At 34.6% G+C, this 17363-nt stretch carries 11 protein-coding genes, 1 tRNA gene and 1 rRNA gene; 2 read left to right on the top strand and 11 right to left on the bottom strand.

The genetic code is table 11. The features are described 5' to 3' along the window. Positions 1 to 7: 7 nt before the first annotated feature. From ACE939_RS02300 to thrS, 11 genes are all read right to left on the bottom strand, one after another. Entirely contained in the window at positions 8 to 1834 is a 1827-nt protein-coding gene (locus tag ACE939_RS02300; protein ID WP_378187170.1) for an OstA-like protein, read from the bottom strand. A 131-nt stretch (positions 1835 to 1965) separates the two neighbouring features. Further along, positions 1966 to 3237, bottom strand: coding sequence for an adenylosuccinate synthase (locus ACE939_RS02305; RefSeq protein ID WP_378187171.1), 1272 nt, complete (start codon positions 3235 to 3237; stop codon positions 1966 to 1968). An 8-nt stretch (positions 3238 to 3245) separates the two neighbouring features. After that, positions 3246 to 3704 (bottom strand): Fur family transcriptional regulator, encoded by a 459-nt coding sequence (locus tag ACE939_RS02310; protein WP_378187172.1) that lies wholly within the window; start codon positions 3702 to 3704, stop codon positions 3246 to 3248. A 29-nt stretch (positions 3705 to 3733) separates the two neighbouring features. Next, positions 3734 to 5938: a RelA/SpoT family protein gene (locus ACE939_RS02315; protein ID WP_378187173.1), complete on the bottom strand. Its 2205-nt coding sequence runs from the start codon at positions 5936 to 5938 to the stop codon at positions 3734 to 3736. Between the two features lie 157 nt (positions 5939 to 6095). After that, on the bottom strand, positions 6096 to 7334 hold the full coding sequence (locus ACE939_RS02320; protein WP_378187174.1) for a M48 family metallopeptidase: 1239 nt from the start codon (positions 7332 to 7334) through the stop codon (positions 6096 to 6098). A gap of 54 nt (positions 7335 to 7388) precedes the next feature. Beyond that, a complete protein-coding gene (locus tag ACE939_RS02325; protein ID WP_378187175.1) occupies positions 7389 to 8192 on the bottom strand; it encodes a TrmH family RNA methyltransferase in 804 nt (267 codons plus the stop codon). A gap of 32 nt (positions 8193 to 8224) precedes the next feature. After that, positions 8225 to 11017, bottom strand: coding sequence for an ATP-binding protein (locus tag ACE939_RS02330; RefSeq protein WP_378187176.1), 2793 nt, complete (start codon positions 11015 to 11017; stop codon positions 8225 to 8227). Positions 11018 to 11291: 274 nt separating this feature from the next. Continuing rightward, complete coding sequence (gene rplT / locus ACE939_RS02335) at positions 11292 to 11636, bottom strand: 50S ribosomal protein L20 (protein ID WP_378187177.1); 345 nt, start codon at positions 11634 to 11636, stop codon at positions 11292 to 11294. A gap of 111 nt (positions 11637 to 11747) precedes the next feature. After that, positions 11748 to 11945: a 50S ribosomal protein L35 gene (gene rpmI, locus ACE939_RS02340; RefSeq protein WP_378187178.1), complete on the bottom strand. Its 198-nt coding sequence runs from the start codon at positions 11943 to 11945 to the stop codon at positions 11748 to 11750. 67 nt (positions 11946 to 12012) lie between these two features. Further along, entirely contained in the window at positions 12013 to 12564 is a 552-nt protein-coding gene (infC, locus tag ACE939_RS02345) for a translation initiation factor IF-3 (protein ID WP_378188407.1), read from the bottom strand. A gap of 36 nt (positions 12565 to 12600) precedes the next feature. Continuing rightward, positions 12601 to 14547: a threonine--tRNA ligase gene (gene thrS / locus ACE939_RS02350; RefSeq protein WP_378187179.1), complete on the bottom strand. Its 1947-nt coding sequence runs from the start codon at positions 14545 to 14547 to the stop codon at positions 12601 to 12603. A gap of 1024 nt (positions 14548 to 15571) precedes the next feature. Between thrS and ACE939_RS02355 the strand changes: the two genes are divergently transcribed. Further along, a 16S ribosomal RNA gene (locus tag ACE939_RS02355) occupies positions 15572 to 17095 on the top strand. Between the two features lie 188 nt (positions 17096 to 17283). Further along, positions 17284 to 17357, top strand: a tRNA-Ile gene (locus tag ACE939_RS02360). Positions 17358 to 17363: the final 6 nt, after the last annotated feature.

Consider the following 17363-nt stretch of genomic DNA (forward strand, 5'->3'; position numbering starts at 1 on the left):
AGGTGAATTATTTTTCTTTGGTATCCCTCCTTTTATTTTTTACCATAACTCTAACAGGTGACGGTTCTTTGTTATTAGAACTAGCATTGGTTTTACTTGTTTTTTCTTCTGGATTTGATTCTTTTTTCTGGGAAGAATCATTAAGCTCGTCATTTGTATCTTTTAGTTCTGCATCTTCTAGTTTTTGTTTCATCATTCTAGAATTTTCGGACGTATTGTCCTGCAGTCGTTTTACGGTTTGTTCATCAAAAAAATCATCATCTTCTTCGGGTAGTGGGATACCTTTAATTTTAATAAGTTTTGGGGGTACTTCACCTCTAAATAAATCTTGCTTACTTACAATTTTCTCATCTCCTCTCCAGTTCAAACCTGATAATTGTCTTGCATTTTCTGGTAAATCAATTTCACGATATAACGTTCCGTCAACATTTTTAAAATAGTATACATCTTCAATGTCTTGATCTGCGAACATGAGTCTAATTGAACTGGATACTACTTTATTAATACCTATTAGTTTAAGCGCTCCCTCGCTTTCTCTTTGATAAAAGATAGTCTCAGTGTTTTTATCTATATCGACTTGGTATAGTTCGTTATCCTTAAAAAGTCCATAAAGAATTTGACCTTTAACTTGATTGTATCCTGCCTTTAAAGTGTCCTCTTGTGCCAAAAATGAATTGGGATAAACGAGTAGAGAATCCAGTTTTTCAGTTTTAGTATTTGAGATAAGTGTTATCGTATCGCCAGTCATTTGATTTTTTTGCGACCAGATTATAGGGTTACCTAGCATTTTTGTATAGCCAGTAATTTGATCGACATTGATCGAGTCACTTTTGCCACTCATATTGTTTTTATAAATTCGAACATCATAAAACCCAGTCATTATTCTTTTTTCTGGCTTACCTGTTACCATTAGCGTATCACTGTGTATAAATATTGAATCTTTTTCTTGTAATGTAGCCGCTAATGCCCGCTTTGTGATAAATACAGAATCTTTCGCTTTAAACACTTCAGCATAATGTCCTGTGATCACACTGTTATTTGTAGTATCTAAAACTTTTATATTATTGGTAGCTGATGCAAATTGTTTAGCACTGTTATAGAAAATGCTGTCACCATATACGGTACGCTTGTCATAATCAATTTTTGCATTTTTTATTGCGTATCCGATTTTTGCTTTGGTATCATAGAAACCACGTTCACAGTATAATTTACTTTCTTTTCCTAAAACGGTAGATGGTCCGTATAGAAAAACATTTCCAGTTTCGGTATAGTAATCTAATCGATCCGAATGTATAGTGTTTTCTGGGTTTACTACCTTTACATTCGTGTTAAATGAAAATTGCTTTCTATCCATAAAATACCGTCCGATACGACTAGTTAAGGTATTGGATGAGTCTTTAACAATACCACCACTTCGATAATAGGCTTGTTGTCTTAAACGATCAAAAAATAGAGTGTCTGTGGTTAACGTGTTACTGGGGGTCTCCATAAAAACATTATCTCTGGCATAGGCGAATTTTGTATTTCCATTATATTCGGCATACTTACTGGTGACTTCTATAGTGTCTCCCTGCTTCATAACTACATTGCCAATGGCTTTTACAAATTTTTCTTCTCCATAATGAATGGCTTGATCGCACCAAATTTCTACGCCCTCATGCTTCATGTACACTTGATTATCTATTTTTAATAGAATTGTTGCACCTGGATATTGAGTTTCATTTTTTATCGTACGATCAGACTGAATATTAATCTTTTTTCCCTCTTTCTCCTGCGCGATGATTTGTAGCGTACAAAAAAGTAGAATGATTAGATGTAAATAAGTAGTTTTCAAATGATAAAAGTTAGGATACAAAATAACAAAATTTACAGTTAATGACGTGGTTTATTATACAAAAGAATCCTCAAGTACATACTAGAACTTGAGGATTTTTAATTTGTTGCACTAAGTGCAATTAAGATACCTTATCTATAGATTGTTTGTTTTCTATCTGGTCCTACTGAGACAATGCTTATAGGCGTTTCTAATTCTTTTTCTAAAAATTCTATATACGCAATTAATTCTTTAGGAAACTGATCTTTACTTGTCATTTTCGTTAGGTCAGCCGACCATCCTGCAACCTCTGTGTAAATGGGAGTAACATTTTCGGGTTCGATATTATATGGTAAATGTGTAATTGTTTTACCTTTATAAGCGTATGCAGTACATATTTTGAGTGATTTAAAACCACTAAGGACATCACCTTTCATCATCATAAGTTGAGTAACACCATTTACTTGTACAGCATATTTAAGTGCTACAAGGTCTAGCCAACCACATCTGCGAGGTCGCCCCGTGGTAGCGCCAAATTCGTTACCAACACGTGCCATGGTTTCTCCATCTTCATCAAACAACTCGGTAGGAAAAGGTCCACTTCCCACTCGGGTGGTGTACGCTTTAAAAATACCAAAGACGTCTTTAATTTTATTTGGAGCAATACCTAATCCTGTACATGCTCCAGCAGCAGTTGTATTAGATGAAGTTACAAAAGGATAGGTTCCAAAATCTATGTCAAGTAAGGATCCCTGTGCGCCTTCAGCCAAAATAGTTTTACCTTCTCGCTGGGCAGTGTGTAAATATTCTTCGCTATCAATAAATGTCAAAGACTTTAAAACTTCTATTGCAGCAAAAAATTCCTGTTCTAATTCATCTAAGTTGTATTCTATTTTTGAATCATAAAAATCAATCATAGCCTCATGCTTATCTGCAAGATTTCTATAGCGATCTTTAAAATCTTCGAGCTCTAAGTCACCAACACGGATGCCATTACGACCAGTTTTGTCCATATATGTTGGTCCAATACCTTTAAGTGTGGAACCAATTTTAGCTTTACCTTTTGAAGCTTCTGAAGCGGCATCCAAGATGCGATGCGTTGGTAAAATAAGATGTGCTTTTCTAGATATGAGAAGTTTTGACTTATAATCTATTGAAAACTTGTCTAAATTTTCTAGCTCTCTTCTAAAGATGACAGGGTCAATAACCACTCCGTTGCCCACAAGATTAATTGCTTTGTCATGAAAAATCCCACTAGGAATCGTATGTAAAACGTGTTTAATACCATCAAATTCCAATGTATGACCTGCATTAGGACCTCCTTGAAATCTAGCTATAATATCATAATCCTTTGTTAGAACATCTACAATTTTACCTTTACCTTCATCTCCCCATTGAAGACCCAGTAATAAATTTACCGCCATTCGTTTTATTAATTAGTTGGTTTCTTTTTAGTTCCGTAGAAATACAAAGAATGATTTGTAATATCTACATCAAAAATTTCTTCGATTGTTTTTTTTATGGATTGTATGCGAGGGTCACAAAACTCTAGTACCTCACCTGTATCAGTTAAAATAAGATGATCGTGTTGTCTATCAAAATATGACTTTTCATACTGGGCTTGATTTTGTCCAAATTGATGCTTACGCACTAATTTGCAATCCAACAATAATTCAATAGTATTGTACAAAGTTGCGCGACTAACCCTGTAGTTTTTATTTTTCATTTTGATGTATAGTGATTCTATATCAAAATGTTCTTCACTCTCATATATTTCCTGAAGTATTGCATATCGTTCGGGTGTTTTACGGTGCCCTTTTTCTTCTAAAAAACTCGTAAATACGTTTTTGACGATATTCTGATCGCTTGCTGTAGATGTTTTAGTGCTCATACGCTTAAAACGCAAAGTTACATTATTTTTTATTCTCTTACTACTTTATCAATACCACTTATTTTGGAAAGATTTTTTATTACAGATTTTAAAACGTCTTTATTTTTAACTCCCACAGTTATTTTACCAGTAAAAACCCCATCATTGGTATCAAAATTCATATTGTAAATTGCCAAATGCATATTGGTAGAAATAATTTGAGTAACATCATTTACTACGCCAATATTATCAATGCCGTTTAATTTGATAACTGCTTTAAATTCTTCTTGAGTCGAATCTATCCATTTTGCAGACATTATCCGGTAGGAGTAATTACTTTGTAGCTGTAAAGCATTTGGACAGTTTTTCTTGTGGACTTTGATTCCTTCATTTACCGTAATAAAACCAAAAACATCGTCACCAGGAATAGGATTACAACAGTTAGCTAATTTATACTCTAATTTTTCGGCATCTTTTCCAAAAACGATAAGATCATATTTTTGTGTGATTTCATCTTTATTAACATCACTAGGTGTATTTCTACGAATTTTATTTTTAATAAAATTCATAAACATATTACTACGTGTAGTGGCAAAATCTTTAATCTTTTGATTATCGATGGTACCGATGCCCACTCTATAAAAAAGATCTAAACTGGTTTTAAGTTTAAAGTACAGAACGAGTTCATTAATGACTTTCTCGTTTAATGATATTTTTTGTGAACGTAACTTGCGTTTTAAAATAGCTTTTCCATCCTCTGCAATTTGCTTTTTTTCATCTCTTAATGCAGATTTAATTTTTGAGCGCGCTCTTGCAGTTGTTGCATAATCTAACCAGCTAGATGAAGGTTTTGCATTGTTGGATTTAATAATTTCTACTTGATCTCCACTGTTTAACTCATGACTCAATGGGACCAGTTTGCCATTAACACGTGCTCCTCTAGTTTTTAAACCAATTTCTGTATGTACACTAAATCCAAAATCTAAGGCAGTTGCTCCTTTTGGTAATGATTTGAGATCGCCCTCTGGTGTAAAAACAAAAATTTCTTTTGCATATAGGTTGAGTTTGAATTCTTCAACAAAATCAACAGCGTTTGTTTCAGAATTTTCTAGTGCTTCCTGCAATCTATTTAGCCACCCATCAAGTCCTTGATCTTGTTGTTCTTCGTTATTTTTATATTTATAATGGGCAGCATATCCTTTTTCGGCTATTTCATGCATACGTGCACTACGAATTTGAACCTCTACCCATTTGCTATCGGGTCCTATAACGGTTATATGTAGTGCTTCATAACCAGTTGATTTGGGTTGTGAAATCCAATCTCTTAGTCGAATAGGGTTGGGGCGGTAAAAATCGGTGACAACGGTATATATTTTCCAGGCTATAAATTTTTCATTTTCTATATCCGACTTATATACTATTCGTATCGCAAATTTGTCATAAACTTCATCAAACGTAACATTTTGTTTGATCATCTTACGTCGAATAGAAAAAATAGATTTTGGGCGTCCCTTAATTTCATAATTGAGACCTTCTCGATCCAATCCTTCGCTTATTTTATCCGAAAATCTTTTGATGTAAGCATCTTGTTCTTCTTTGCTATCCTTTATTTTTTCGAGAATATCCTTGTAAACTTCTGGTTCTGTATATTTCAGACCTAAATCTTCCAATTCAGTTTTGATGTTATACAAACCAATCCTATGCGCTAATGGAGCATAAATATATAAAGTTTCTGACGCTATCTTAACTTGCTTATCTGATCTCATAGCATCCATGGTTTGCATGTTATGAAGACGATCCGCAATTTTAATAATGATCACTCTTACATCATCATTGAGCGTAAGTAACATTTTTCTAAAATTCTCGGCTTGGAGCGAAATGTCCCTGTCGTGTTTTAATGAAGATATTTTGGTTAAACCATCAACTATTCTTGCGACAGTTTCACCAAACATTTGCTCGATATCAATTAAAGTATATTCTGTATCTTCAACAACATCGTGTAACAAAGCTGCTGCAATAGATGTAGCATCCAACCCTATTTCGCTAGCTACGATTTTGGCTACAGCGATAGGGTGAAATATATATGCTTCTCCACTTTTACGACGTTGATCTTTATGTGCATCAACCGCAACATCAAATGCTTGTCGAATAAGAAGCTTGTCTTCTTTACTTAGATCCCGGTAGCTAATTCGTAATAGCTCTTTGTATTGCTTAGCAATTTTTTTATTTTCTTCTTCTATAGCAGCTTCTGTCATATGTCAAGATTTCTTATAAAACCCTCTTAAACAATTTGTGCGATTTTACATATAAAATATATCATGATAGTAAGAATTATAATTTTAGTTACTTCCGAAACCTGATATAGTTAAAAGTACAACTATCCAAAGTAAATAGCAAGCTAGATACATGTCATTATTCTCTTAAATTTTTAATTCTTTGTAAAAGTGTTGGATGTGAGTAATGTACGAAAACTGTTGCTGGATGCGGAGTCAAATTGCTCAAATTATTCTTTGATAATTTTTTCAGGCTAGAAATCAAAAAATTTCTTGCGTAGGTTTTTTTAGCAAAATTATCAGCTTGATATTCAAATTTTCGGGATACGATATTCATAAGTAAACCTGTTATTTCTGAAATAGGACTAAATAAAATGCCAAATGCTATTAACCCTATATGAAATGAAGGATTGCTTACACCAAAAGCTTGTGCTAACACTGGATTATCAATAAAATAGGCTAATAACCAAAACGTAAAACAGGTTAAAAGAATGGATAACGCTAGATTGATTACTATATGACCTTTTTTATAGTGTCCTACCTCGTGAGCCAAAACTGCGACGACTTCTTCGGTATCCAGATCTTTGATTAATGTATCGTATAAAGTTATTCTTTTTTCACTTCCCAAACCCGAAAAGTAAGCATTGGCTTTGGTACTTCTTTTGGATCCATCAATTACATAAATGTCTTTTAATTTAAACCCAACATTAGTAGCGTATTTTTGCAATTCATCTCTTAAGGTTCCTGCTTCCAAAGGTGTTTGATCATTAAATAGGGGAACAAATAGTTTGGCATAAAACATATTCATGAGAATCGTAAAAAATGAAATAAGTAACCATGCATAAATCCAGAAATTTTCTTTAGTCAATTGATAAAACCAAATGATTAGGCTTAGTAGTCCTCCGCCAACAAAAATTAGGAGGAGTAATCCTTTTAGTTTATCCATAAAAAAAGTTTTCTTGGTTGTAGTATTGAAACCAAACCGTTCTTCGATTACAAAAGTTCTATAATAATCAAATGGTAAAGCCAATAGATCGCTTACAATAAGAAGTGAGCCTATAAAAAGGAGTCCTAATACAATAGGATTATTTGATATTGTACGTAAATGATGATCTAAATAAGCAAAACCATTAAAATATAAAAAAATAAGTAAAAGTATAAGTGAAACTATGGATGATACAGTTTTAAATTGGTAATTCGCTCGCTTGTAATTAATAGATTTTTGATGCTCGTCCTTCTCATAAATATCATCAAGCTCTTTTGGAATAGGATTACTGTATTGCTTTGCATTAAGATAATCTAGAAAAGTATCCACGAGAAAAACCACTAAAATAATGGTTATTATTACATAAAATAAGGAGGTAGGGGATAGGACCATAGTACAATAATATAGGTTTAAGAATTGGGTAGGTAAAATATAAACATTTTTAATTTAAAAACCTCGTTGTCTTTTAGCTTCATAAATTAAAATTCCAGCAGCAACAGAAACGTTCATTGAGTCTATAACGCCATTCATAGGGATTATGATATTATGTTTGGTAACAGCAAGCCAGTCTTGTGTGAGTCCTGTAGCTTCTGTACCTACTACTATTGCAGTTGATTGGGTGTAATCTTGTGTATAGTAAGGTACAGAGGCTTCAAGTGCGGCGCCATATATATTAATACCATTATTTTTTAAAAAAGATATAATTTCATCATTGGTTCCAGTAGCAATTTTATTGGTAAAGATGCACCCAACACTTGAGCGAATGATATTCGGGTTATATAAATCTGATTTTGGATTTGCTATTAAAACACCATCGACTTGAGCGGCATCGGCAGTTCTCAAAATAGCTCCAATATTCCCTGGTTTTTCTGGAGCCTCTGCAACAATAAAAAGTGGATTTTTATTGGAAAACGAGAAATTAGAAATATGCAGGTCAATACTTTTTGCAACAGCTAATATACCTTCTGTAGTATCTCGGTAAGCTACTTTTTCAAATATATCTTTGGTAATCTCAATAAGTTCTATTGAAGATTTGTGATTACTAATAAGAAGATGGATTTCTTCAACAGAAATGATGGCGGCATAATAAAAGATTTGGTGAATCAAATAACCACCTTCTATTGCTAGGCCAATTTCTCTTCTACCTTCTATTAAGAAAGACTTTTCTTTACGTCTAACTCTTGATTTTTCTTTTAATTGTAAAAGGTACTTGATACTACTATTTTGTAGACTTTGGATATATTTATGCATGAGTACAAATATAACAAGAGTATCCCAATTAATTATTCTTCTTCTAGTGTAGGTTTTAGAGAAGATTGATACATTTTTATTTCCTTAAGAATTAAAGGATAGGTTTTGTCAATAAGATTTTGAAGCTTTTCAATTTTTTCTATATTTCGACTTCCTTCGGTAAGGTTTTCAATTTCTTGTAAATATTTGGACTCTTTTTCTATACCAAATAGTTTAAAACTAGACTTTATTTTATGAGCATAAACTTTGATTAGGTTGTAGTCACGATCACGTATGCTTGATTTTAAAATAATATAATCTTTTGGTGTCTCTTTTAAGAATATTTCAATGATGTCATGTATGGTTTTTACATCATTATTAAAGGTATACTTGAGAGACGAAAAATTTGAATGTTTTTGAAAAGAAGGAGTGGATAAACGTGTAAGCTCTGCACGTTTTTTACTCAACTCTTTGTTTGAGTAATTTTGTTCATTAGGTTTTAAGCTATAGAGAATTTCTTTTAGAGCATTTTCACTGATGGGTTTGGTCAAATAAAAATCCATTCCGGCAGCAATGGCTCTTTTTTCTGATTCAGGAAAAACATCTGCTGTACAAGCAATTATTGGGATTTTATTAAATTTTGAATTGGGTGATTTTCGAATGGCTTGAGCCGTTGTTGGTCCATCCATAACAGGCATATGCATATCCATTAAAATTAGATCATAAGTTTGAATATTTAATTTTTCGATAGCAAGCTTTCCATTATCAACAATATCGGTCATAATTTTCCAGCTGGCAAATAATTGCCTCATGAAAAATTGATTCATTTTATTGTCATCTACAATAAGAATTTTCATGTTATTAAAATTCAGATCTACTAGATGATTAGTGGCAGTTACACTCGTAGTATCTAGTGCTTTCAATTCGCTTTTCTTGTATTTTATAGAAAATTCGAATTGAGAACCTTCTCCTAAGGCACTTTTGGCTTTTAAGTTTCCTTTTTGTAACTCAATTAATCTTTTGGATATAGTCAAGCCAAGTCCAGTACCTTCGATCTTAGTACTATCTGGATTATATGCCTGATAAAAACTTTTAAAGATATTTTGTAGTTTATCCTTGCGAATTCCAATACCCGTATCGATTACCTTAAAGCGTAGCGAAATAGATTTATCCGATTCATCTTTACAGCTAACTTCTATAGTGACACTTCCCTTTTCTGTAAATTTGATCGCATTACCAAGCAAATTAGTTAGAATTTGGCTAAGTCGATGTTGGTCACCAATTATGAATTTTGGTACTTTAGAATGAATATTTAGAAAAAGTTTTAATCCTTTTTCTTCTGCTTTAATTTTAAAACCACGAGAAATTTTATGTATTAAATCATGAATGTTAAAATTAGTTTTATGAATAGTCAATTTACCCGCTTCAATTTTTGAAAAATCTAAAATGTCATTTACGAGTACTAAAAGATTTTCTGCAGAAAAATGAATGCCATCAAGATTTTTTTGATCCGTTTCGGGAGATTCAAATTTACTTTGCTGAAGTATCTTGGTCAAACCTAAAATTACATTCAACGGCGTTCTTATCTCATGACTCATATTCGATAGAAACATAGATTTTGCAGATGCAGATTTCTCTGCAGCCATTTTTGCTTCTCTGATTTCTGCTTCGACTTTCTTTTTCTGTGTTATATCTCTAAAGAACGCATTAAATATATAATCATTTTTAGTTTTAATAGCGATTAAAGTAAGTTCAACATGAACAGGAACTCCATTTTTTCTATGTACTATAGTTTCAACTCGTTTATTAATAAGTTGATCATAACCTTTGAGTTTGTAGTTATGAAAACTATTTTTTAATTCTTTCCTAAGCTTTTGAGGTACAAATAGATAAATGCTTCTTCCTATGGTTTCTTCCTTTTTGATACCCAAAATATGTTCTGCCATTTTATTCCAGGTCAAAACCATTGCATCACTGTCCAATAATATAATACCATCCATAGCGGTCTCCAGGACAGTAGATTTTAGATGCTCACTTTCCTTTAATTGCTCTTCAATTTTCTTTTTGGCAATAATCTCTTTGGTAAGCTGATCGTTAATGCTTTCTAAACTGTAGAGTTGTTGGTGTAGCATTCGTAACATTTCCTGCTTACTAGGAAAATGGATTAAATCTTCAGAAAGTATTTCTTCTGGAATAACATTAAGAATTGTGGTAAAGTTATCAGAAAGATGATATAATTGAAAATATTTTTTGTAGATCTGTAAGTAGATATTTAAAGAGGTGTTAAGACCTACAAATTCTTTTAAAGAATCAAAAATTTCATTGGATGCAGATAACAGTTGTTTACGAATACTAATAAAGTTTTGAGTAGTATCTACAGGATCGTTTTTTAATTCTGTATAAAGGTGATCAAAATTGCTCATTTCTTCCTTCGTGAGAAGTGTACTGATCTTGCTTAAAATGTCTAGTAGAAATGATCTGCAAAATTCAAATTCTTGATGTTTATTAGATAAAAACAAGAGAGATATATAGTTATCTTTAGTTAGTTCAGGAAAATTTTGAACACTATATTGACGAATGGATTTGATAAATTCTTTTGGCTTGATACGAGTCCTTGTATAAAATTTCTCGAAGGATAAGTAGAGTTCTGGTAGATTTAATAGTTTATCTTCTGCTTCTAATAGGGCAAAAGCTCTTACTTTATGCTTTAAACTCTTAGGCAAGGGTGCAATCGTAGTTGATGTGCTTACTAAGTAATTGATAAATGCGCCAAGATTTCTTTCCAAAAGTGATTTAGGAGGATCGAGTTGTCGTTTGTTTAGGATATTCTTAATCCAAGTTGGCATCATCAATTATTTGGGTCAAAAGTTAAAGCAAAGGAGTAGTAAATTAAAGTTTGTAGGTTTATTAATCAGAACTCGATTACAAAAGCATACCACAACTACGTGCTTTCCATACTTTCAATAAAAGTAGCAAAAAATCTTACATTTCATAATTTAATACAGATAAAATACACTATTTATCGATGAAATACCCTTTTCGTTAACATATTGACCAAAAAAATCCATCACAAGGATGGATTTTTTTATAAGTGAGAATATTATTATTAATATAAAAAAATTACTTAACTTTATTTACAATCGCTTCAAAAGCTTCAGGATTGTTCATGGCTAAATCTGCTAGAACCTTACGATTAAGTTCGATTCCGTTAGCTTTAACCTTACCCATAAATTGTGAATAAGACATTCCATATTGACGAGCACCCGCATTGATACGAGTGATCCATAAAGCACGAAAAGTTCTTTTCTTATTTCTACGGTCTCTATACGAGTATTGCATCGCTTTGTCAACCGCATTTTTTGCTACTGTCCAAACGTTTTTACGACGTCCGAAATAACCTTTTGCTTGCTTAAGAACTCTTTTTCTTCTAGCTCTCTTTGCAACTGAATTTACTGATCTTGGCATAATTTAATGTTTTAGTAGTAGGCGGATCATAGCGACCACTTCAAGTACGGCTTCAACAAGCAATACGCCTAACTCCTGGGTTTATAATAATTCAACCGAATTAAAAAGTTCTTACTTTAAACGTAATTGCTCTTTAATACTATTCTCATCGCTTTTATGCACTAATGTTGTGTGCGTCAAAGCTAGCTTACGCTTTTTAGACTTTTTCGTTAGAATATGACTTTTAAAAGCATGCTTTCTCTTAATTTTACCAGTTCCAGTAAGCTTAAAACGCTTTTTGGCGCTGGACTTTGTTTTCATTTTAGGCATTGTATCCTTGTTTTTATAATAATCTCACTTATTATTGTTGTTACTCATTCAATTTATCGAATAAGGCTTACTTTGTTTTTTTTGGTGCAATAAACATAATCATACGCTTACCTTCTAGTTTAGGCATTTGTTCTACCTTACCATATTCTTCTAGCTCTTGTGCTAGTTTTAATAATAAGATTTGTCCTTTATCCTTAAAGATAATCGAACGACCTTTAAAAAATACATAGGCCTTTAATTTTGCACCTTCACTTAAAAACTTTATCGCATGCTTCTTTTTAAACTCATAATCGTGCTCATCTGTATTAGGACCAAACCTAATCTCTTTAATGATCACTTTTGTAGTTTTAGCTTTGATAACTTTATCTCTTTTCTTCTGCTCGTACAAGAATTTTTTATAATCCATGATTTTACAAACAGGAGGTTCCGCTTTTGGCGAAATCTCTACAAGATCCAATTCTTGTTCTTCGGCAAGTGCAAGTGCCTTTTTTATAGGGTAAACGCCTACTTCTACATTCTCACCAACTAGACGCACTTCTTCGACACGAATTTTGTTGTTAATTCTGTGAGCGTCTTCTTTATTGACCCTTAATGGTTTTTGGGATCTTCTTCTACGTATTGCTATGACTTTAAGATTTTAGTTAAACTTATTTATTTATACGTTAAACGGTTTGAGCGTTTTTTTTATTTCTTCAGAAAGTAGTTTAGAAAATTCTGAAACCATCATAGTTCCCAAATCTTCACCACCATGTTTTCTAACAGAAATAGTGCCATTTTCTTCTTCTTGCTCCCCTATAATTATAATATAAGGAATTTTATTCATCTCAGCCTCTCTGATTTTTTTACCAATCGTTTCGTTTCGATGATCTGCAAGGGCGCGAATTTCGTCATTTTCTAACAAATTTAAAACTTTTTCGGCGTATTTTTCATATTTCTCACTGATAGAGAGTATAATAGCCTGTTCTGGCATTAACCAAAGCGGAAAATTTCCGGCTGTGTGCTCCAAAAGGATAGCAATAAAACGTTCCATACTTCCAAACGGAGCACGATGTATCATTACTGGACGGTGCATTTCATTATCACTTCCTTTATAGGTTAAATCAAATCGCTCTGGTAGATTATAGTCAACTTGTATCGTTCCTAGTTGCCAACTTCTTCCTAGCGCATCTTTTACCATAAAATCTAGTTTCGGCCCATAAAAAGCAGCTTCACCAGTTTCAATCACATAATCAAGTCCTTTATCATTGGCAGCATTGATGATTGCATTTTCGGCTTTTTCCCAATTATCTAAAGCACCTATATACTTCTCTGGGTTTTCTGGATCTCTCACCGACACTTGTGCGGTAAAGTTCTCAAAACCTAAAGAGCCAAATACGTAAAGTACAAGGTCAATAACTTTCTTAAACTCTTCGTCAAGTTGATCTGGCGTACAAAATATATGCGCATCATCTTGAGTAAATCCTCGTACTCTTGTCAATCCATGTAACTCACCACTTTGTTCGTATCGATACACGGTTCCAAACTCTGCATAGCGCTTAGGGAGGTCTCTATAGGACCAAGGACCGCTATTATAGATCTCGCAGTGATGCGGACAGTTCATTGGTTTTAATAAAAACTCTTCTCCTTCAGCCGGAGTTGCAATTGGTTGAAAACTGTCTTCTCCGTATTTTTCATAATGGCCAGAGGTGACATATAATTCTTTTTGACCAATATGTGGAGTAATTACCATTTCATATCCGGCTTTTTTCTGCGCTTTCTTTAAAAATTGTTCCAAACGTTCTCGTAGGGCAGCACCTTTTGGTAACCATAAAGGTAATCCTTGACCAACTTTTTTTGAAAACGTAAAAAACTGCAATTCTTTCCCAAGTTTTCTATGATCTCTCTTTTTTGCCTCTTCAAGAAGTTCTAGATACTCTTTTAATTCTTTTTGTTTAGGGAACGAGGTTCCATATACTCTGGTTAACTGTGGGTTGTTTTCATTTCCTCGCCAATAAGCTCCAGCAACACTCATAATTTTCACAGCCTTAATAAGTCCTGTATTAGGGATGTGTCCTCCACGACATAAATCCGAAAAAGTATCATGATCACAAAAGGTTATCGTACCATCCTCTAGATTTTCGATTAACTCTACTTTATATGTATTGTCCTCCTTACGATATTTTTCCAAAGCAGCTGCTTTAGAAACTGATCGCATAGTAAACTTGTGTTTACCGCGGGCAATTTCTAGCATCTTCTTTTCAATAGTAGGAAAATCTTTTTCCGAAATAGTTTGATCTCCCAGATCAACATCATAATAAAATCCATCTTCGATAGCGGGACCAATAGAGAGCTTAACACCAGGATAGAGTTCTTCTAATGCCTGTGCTAAAACGTGAGAAGTAGAGTGGCGAAATGCTGTTTTACCCTCATTATCTTTCCAAGTATATAGAATCAAATTACCATCGGTGGTCAGTTTTGTGGAGGTTTCTATAATAGAATCGTTGAATTTTGCAGAAATTACGTTTCTAGCAAAACCTTCACTAATGTCTTTAGCAACTTCCATAGCGGTAATTCCGCTTTCGTATGCCCTAACCGAGCCATCTGGCAATGTAATATTTATCATGTATAGTTAATTAAAGCAACAAAGATAGCACGATAATAAAATCCATACAATAATATATAGGACAATAATAGGTGTAAATTGTTATTTCTTTTCTGAAACAAGGTTTTTCTGGCCCCATTTCGCGCTATTAGTTACAATTCCTCGCAAAAGCTGCGGGATTTTCACGGCTATCGCGGGTGCGGTTTAAAGTAATAGTAAAGAGTAAGAGTGATCTATATTTAAAGCGTTATAAGTCCTATAATAGGGATAGGTGAAAAAAGCATGATTTAACAATAAGATAACCAAACCGTTACAAAAAAGTTAAAATATTTTCAAGAAAAGCACTTGTTGTATTGCAAAAGGGTCGTATGTTTGCACCCGCAAAACGGGCTAACTGTTGAGCGATCGTTCATAGAAAAAGAGTAGAGTTTCTAAAGAGTTTTAAAGGAGGCAAAAATTTCTAAAAAAACTTTAAAAAAAAGCTTTTCATAATAAAAAAGGTTTGTATGTTTGCACCCCGCAAAACAGGGTTAGTAGATGCGGCTAAAGTTCATAGAAAAGTATTGTTTTTAGAGTTTATTTCGAAGAAAAAAATAATTTCAAAAAACTTTCAAAAACACTTGACAGAATAGAAAAAGGTTGTATGTTTGCAGCCGCAAAACGACAAGAAGTTTTGCAGATGTTCTAGAGAGTTTTTGAGGTCTTTATAAAACTAAAAAAAACTTTAAAAAAGCTTGCTAGTGTAAATAAAGGTTGTATATTTGCAGCCGCTTAGACAAACAAGCAAACGTTCATAATCATTAAGATACTGCAATAGGGCAGAAATTTAAAGAGGTTCGACTCCTTACTCTTAAACAAGAATTGCTAGCGATGAAGATTGCTTTAGTAATTAGAGAAAGTTCATAGACATATTGATTGACAGCGCGTTTTACGATTTAATCTTTCGGGATTAGGTTGTAGAAGCAAACAAAGAATTAAGACTAGAAAGTCATACTTGAGATTACGATAAATTCCGGTGTTGTTTTTAGATAATATTTAAAGATACACGATGAAGAGTTTGATCCTGGCTCAGGATGAACGCTAGCGGCAGGCTTAACACATGCAAGTCGAGGGGTAACAGAGGTAGCTTGCTACTTGCTGACGACCGGCGCACGGGTGCGTAACGCGTATAGAACCTACCTTATAGAAGGGAATAGCCCAGAGAAATTTGGATTAATGCCCTATAGTATTATCGATTGGCATCGATTGATAATTAAAGATTTATCGCTATAAGATGGCTATGCGTTCTATTAGCTAGTTGGTATGGTAACGGCATACCAAGGCAACGATAGATAGGGGTCCTGAGAGGGAGATCCCCCACACTGGTACTGAGACACGGACCAGACTCCTACGGGAGGCAGCAGTGAGGAATATTGGACAATGGAGGCAACTCTGATCCAGCCATGCCGCGTGCAGGAAGACTGCCCTATGGGTTGTAAACTGCTTTTATAGAGGAAGAACTAGTGCTACGTGTAGCACCTTGACGGTACTCTACGAATAAGGATCGGCTAACTCCGTGCCAGCAGCCGCGGTAATACGGAGGATCCAAGCGTTATCCGGAATCATTGGGTTTAAAGGGTCCGTAGGCGGGTCTGTAAGTCAGTGGTGAAAGTTTACGGCTCAACCGTGAAATTGCCATTGATACTGCAGGTCTTGAATTATTGTGAAGTGGTTAGAATATGTAGTGTAGCGGTGAAATGCATAGATATTACATAGAATACCGATTGCGAAGGCAGATCACTAACAATATATTGACGCTAAGGGACGAAAGCGTGGGTAGCGAACAGGATTAGATACCCTGGTAGTCCACGCCGTAAACGATGGTTACTAGCTGTTTGGACTTCGGTCTGAGTGGCTAAGCGAAAGTGATAAGTAACCCACCTGGGGAGTACGTTCGCAAGAATGAAACTCAAAGGAATTGACGGGGGCCCGCACAAGCGGTGGAGCATGTGGTTTAATTCGATGATACGCGAGGAACCTTACCAGGGCTTAAATGTAGTCTGACAGCTTTAGAGATAGAGTTTTCTTCGGACAGATTACAAGGTGCTGCATGGTTGTCGTCAGCTCGTGCCGTGAGGTGTCAGGTTAAGTCCTATAACGAGCGCAACCCCTGTTGTTAGTTGCCATCGAGTAATGTCGGGAACTCTAACAAGACTGCCGGTGCAAACCGCGAGGAAGGTGGGGATGACGTCAAATCATCACGGCCCTTACGTCCTGGGCCACACACGTGCTACAATGGTAGGGACAGAGAGCAGCCACTGGGTGACCAGGAGCGAATCTATAAACCCTATCACAGTTCGGATCGGAGTCTGCAACTCGACTCCGTGAAGCTGGAATCGCTAGTAATCGCATATCAGCCATGATGCGGTGAATACGTTCCCGGGCCTTGTACACACCGCCCGTCAAGCCATGGAAGCTGGGGGTACCTGAAGTCCGTCACCGTAAGGAGCGGCCTAGGGTAAAACTGGTAACTGGGGCTAAGTCGTAACAAGGTAGCCGTACCGGAAGGTGCGGCTGGAACACCTCCTTTCTAGAGATTTATGCGCTAGCCTAGCTAGTTGTATAGATTAAATTCAATATCGGAAGTATTCTCAAAGAGTATTTTTTAGTCTTAATTGCTGTTAATTAATTATTTAGAATTGAGATTTTAGATAGTAGAATTGAATAATGTTTAAGTTGTTCATATCTCAATACTAAGGTTCTCAGTACTAGTTAACGAGTCTCATAGCTCAGCTGGTTAGAGCGCTACACTGATAATGTAGAGGTCGGCAGTTCGAGTCTGCCTGAGACTACAAATA

The sequence above is a fragment of the Aquimarina rhodophyticola genome, assembly GCF_042434915.1.
In the GTDB taxonomy this organism is placed as follows: Bacteria; Bacteroidota; Bacteroidia; order Flavobacteriales; family Flavobacteriaceae; genus Aquimarina.

Bases quoted from the DNA above. Each gene is read 5' to 3' on its own strand.
- ACE939_RS02305 (WP_378187171.1), bottom strand. From the start codon at position 3,237: ATGGCGGTAAATTTATTACTGGGTCTTCAATGGGGAGATGAAGGTAAA.
- ACE939_RS02310 (WP_378187172.1), bottom strand. From the start codon at position 3,704: ATGAGCACTAAAACATCTACAGCAAGCGATCAGAATATCGTCAAAAAC.
- ACE939_RS02315 (WP_378187173.1), bottom strand. From the start codon at position 5,938: ATGACAGAAGCTGCTATAGAAGAAGAAAATAAAAAAATTGCTAAGCAA.
- ACE939_RS02320 (WP_378187174.1), bottom strand. From the start codon at position 7,334: ATGGTCCTATCCCCTACCTCCTTATTTTATGTAATAATAACCATTATT.
- ACE939_RS02325 (WP_378187175.1), bottom strand. From the start codon at position 8,192: ATGCATAAATATATCCAAAGTCTACAAAATAGTAGTATCAAGTACCTT.
- ACE939_RS02330 (WP_378187176.1), bottom strand. From the start codon at position 11,017: ATGCCAACTTGGATTAAGAATATCCTAAACAAACGACAACTCGATCCT.
- rplT (WP_378187177.1), bottom strand. From the start codon at position 11,636: ATGCCAAGATCAGTAAATTCAGTTGCAAAGAGAGCTAGAAGAAAAAGA.
- rpmI (WP_378187178.1), bottom strand. From the start codon at position 11,945: ATGCCTAAAATGAAAACAAAGTCCAGCGCCAAAAAGCGTTTTAAGCTT.
- thrS (WP_378187179.1), bottom strand. From the start codon at position 14,547: ATGATAAATATTACATTGCCAGATGGCTCGGTTAGGGCATACGAAAGC.